Here is a 3,425-nt window from a genome sequence, read left to right as displayed (position 1 = left end):
TCTGTGGTGAACAGGATGTCGCCGTGCACGTTCGGGTAGGACCAGTTGGCTGCGGCTGCGCCCTGGACTGTGTAGTTCTTCGTCAGGATTACGCCGCCGGGCAGCTTCACGATGCGTTGCCGGAGGTTTCCGGCGGCGTCGAGGACGAAGTTCGGGCCGGGCTCGTCGGAGGTGAAGCCGTAGCGGGTGACCTGTGCGGGGTCGCTGTTGATCTGGGTGGAGCGTGCCATGACGCGGTTGTCGATGTCGCGGGTGTAGGTCACCGCGCCCCCGGACGCGGTGGTCGTAGCGACATGGCGGCGGGTGGAATCGTATTCGAGTGTGTCTGTTCCGATCTGTGTGGTGTTGCCGTAGGTGTCGTAGGCGACGGTCAGCGCGGTCGCTCCGGTGGTGGACAGCAATCTGTCGGCGGCGTCGTAGCAATAACGGGTAACCACCGCGGGAGCGCCGTTGTAGCTGTCGGCGAACGCTGTCCGGTTCGAGTTCAGGCCCGCGTACGGGTTTCCGCATTCGTTGGATGCGGAGACCTCGTAGGCCAGCTGATGGAACGGCACATCGGCGGCCACGAGCCTGCCGATGCTGTCATAGGTGTAGGCGTACTCGTAATCGGTTCCCGGAGTCGCGGTGTCAGTGATTGTTTCGTTGATGATGCGCTGCTCACGGGATCGGGTGACCGCGCTGGTGACCGTCGAGCCCCCGGTTGTCCAATCGAGCGCCTCGACCCGGCCTGTGTCGTTGTGCGAGATCGCCAGATCGGCTCCGTTGCCGTAGGCGACTGCTGCGAGGATGTCGGCGTTGTAGGTCGTGGTGGCGACGGTGATGCCGTCGAGGTCGAGTCGGGTCAGCTTGTTGGCTTTGTCCCAGTGCCTGGTCAGGGTCGAGGTCGCTCCCTGCACTGTGGTGTGGGAGGTCGTGACCCGGCCTGCTCGGTCATAGCTGGTAGCCGTTGTCACCGCGTTTGCGTCGGTGTAGGAGGTCGTGCGGTTGAGCAGGTCGATCGTGGTGGTGATCGCGCCGCTGCTGTCGATAACCCGTTTCGTGAGGGGATCTCCGCCGACGGCGTAGTTGTAGGTCACCGTCCGAGCGGGCCGGGTGCCGATCGCGGGGAACGACTTCGTGGTGATCCGTCCGCGCGCATCGTAGGTCGTGCATGCCCACGGTTCGTCGTTGGTGCGTTCGGCCACGACACGACCGGATGCGTTGTAGACGCGTTCGATGGTGTTCGCCGTACCCTGCGAGTTCGTCAGGCTGCGAGTGGCTTTGTACTGCAACGGCACCTGTGAGTCGGTGCTGTTAGATGTGGTGTGTGATGTTGGATCGTGTTGTGGCCGAGTTGGATTCGTTGATGTGTCGGATCGGGGCTAGGTTCGCCAGGTCCGAGCCGCGGGAGCGGGCGCGGGAGTATGTGTCGGGCCTGCTGGCCGGGCTGGAGCGTAAGAATGGGTGGACGCTGGCGGAACGTGCTGGTGAGGGCACTCCGGACGGGATGCAGCGGTTGCTGCGCAAGGCGGACTGGGACGTCGACGGGGTGCGTGATGATGTGCGTGACTATGTGGTCGAGCACCTCGGCGATCCCGAGGCCGTGCTGGCCGGTGATGAGACCGGGTTCCTGATGGTCCGCCGGAGTTGAGTGTGGAGGCGGCGCGGGTGTTGTTGCGGTTGTTGGTCGAGCATTCTCATAGGCGGGGTGGAGAAGGAGAGGGTGATGGGCGTGGAGGTCGGCGAGTGGGACGTGCTCGACGAACTGCTGGGACTCGTCCCGGAGATGGTCGACCCGAGCGGTGATCGCCGGTTCGCGTTCTATGGGCGGTGTTCGACCGAGGACAATCAGGATCCAGAGACCTCGTTTCGGTGGCAGCGGGGTAACGCGGAGAAGTTCGTCGACGGTGCGGCGATCGTGGCGGACTATTTCGATATCGGTCAGTCACGCTCGGTGCCGTGGCACCGCCGCGGGGAAGCGGCGCGGCTGCTGGCGGATCTGAAGAACCCCGGGCGGGGGTGGTCGGCGATCGTGGTGGGCGAGGGCACACGGTGTTGGTTCGGCAACCAGTTCAGCCTGGTCGCTCCGCGTATCGAGGCGCACGGGGTGGAGGTGTGGGTGCCGGAGCTGAACGGGCTGTTCGACGCCCGCAACGTCACGCACTCGATGATGATGTCGATGCTGGGCGGGCTCAGCGAGTCCGAACGCCAACACGTCCAGCAACGCACCCGCGCCAGCATGGACGCCCAGGTGTTGAACGAAGGCCGACACCAGGGCGGACGCCCGCCCTACGGATACCTGGTGATCGACGGGCCACCGCACCCGAACCCGAACCGAGCCTCCGACGGACTCAAACTGCGGATCCTGTCGTTGGATGCCGCGGCCGCACCGGTGGTGGCGCGGATCTTCCGTGACTATCTCGCGGGCCTGGGGGACAAGTCGATCGCGACCGCGTTGAATCGGGAAGGTGTCGCGTGTCCGTCGGCGCATCGCCCGGAGCAGAACAGGCACCGTTCCCAGGATGGTTGGCAAGCGAGCACGGTGACCGCGATCCTGACCAATCCCCGCTACACCGGATACGCGGTGTTCGGTCGATGGAGCAAGAAGGAGGAACTGCTCGACATCGATGACGTCGCCGCCGGGCACGTAGTGCGGTTCCGGCGTTCACCGAACGACCGAATCGTGCGGTCGCGCAAGCCCGCGCATCCCGCGATCGTCTCGGTAGCAGACTTCACCGAAGCGCAACTGCTGCGTCGCCGCCGCGCTGGGACGAGTAACCGTTCGCGGGCGAAGCTGGAACGCACACGTTCGGCTCCGAATCTGTATCTGTTGGCGGGACGGATCCGGTGCGAGATCTGCGGTCGGCGAATGCAAGGCGAGACCGTGCACCACCACCCCTACTATCGATGCCGCGCGAAAACCATCGCCCCCGGCAGCCCTCTACTCGCCGAGCATCCCCGCACGGTAAACCTGCGTGAAGACCACTTGATCGGCCCGGTCGATGGCTGGCTTTCCAGCTTGTTCGGCCGCAAATACCGGGACCGCACGATAGCGACCCTGCTCGCCGCCCAGCCCAGCGAGGACACCGACACCCGCCGCGTGGGATTGCGGCAACGCATCACCACCGCCGAAGGCAAACTCGCCAATCACCTGGCCGCGATCGAAGCGGGCGTCGACCCGACAGCGTTGGTCGCGGCGATGAACACCGCCCAAGCCGAGAAAGCCGCCGCCGAGGTCGAGATCAAGAGCCTGCCCCAGATCCGGACGCTCACCGAGACCGAAATCCGGAAACTGGTCGAGTCCCTCGGCGACGTGAAAGCGGTCCTGACCGCAGCGAACCCCATCGACAAGGCCCAGCTCTACCGGGCACTGGAGCTGGAAGTACGCTACCACCCCAATAAACAGTGCGCGATCGTTGGCGTCACCCCTTGTGGGGTTAGCACTG

2 protein-coding genes and 1 pseudogene are annotated in these 3,425 nt (G+C 65.0%); 2 read left to right on the top strand and 1 reads right to left on the bottom strand.

The features are described from left to right. The coding region (locus APZ21_RS11670; RefSeq protein WP_204249088.1) for a hypothetical protein at positions 1 to 1,277 on the bottom strand (1,277 nt) is incomplete at its 3' end. Between the two features lie 29 nt (positions 1,278 to 1,306). Here APZ21_RS11670 and APZ21_RS11665 point away from each other — a divergent pair. Beyond that, positions 1,307 to 1,612 (top strand): annotated as a pseudogene (locus tag APZ21_RS11665) (transposase); the annotation flags it as partial. Positions 1,613 to 1,705: 93 nt separating this feature from the next. After that, positions 1,706 to 3,425: recombinase family protein (locus tag APZ21_RS11660; RefSeq protein WP_054813304.1), on the top strand; the 1,720-nt coding region annotated here is incomplete at its 3' end.

The organism is Nocardia arizonensis (assembly GCF_001310275.1).
Taxonomy (GTDB): Bacteria; Actinomycetota; Actinomycetes; order Mycobacteriales; family Mycobacteriaceae; genus Nocardia; species Nocardia arizonensis.
The sequence above is the reverse complement of the archived record's forward strand: the minus strand, read 5'-3'. Positions and strand labels throughout refer to the sequence as shown.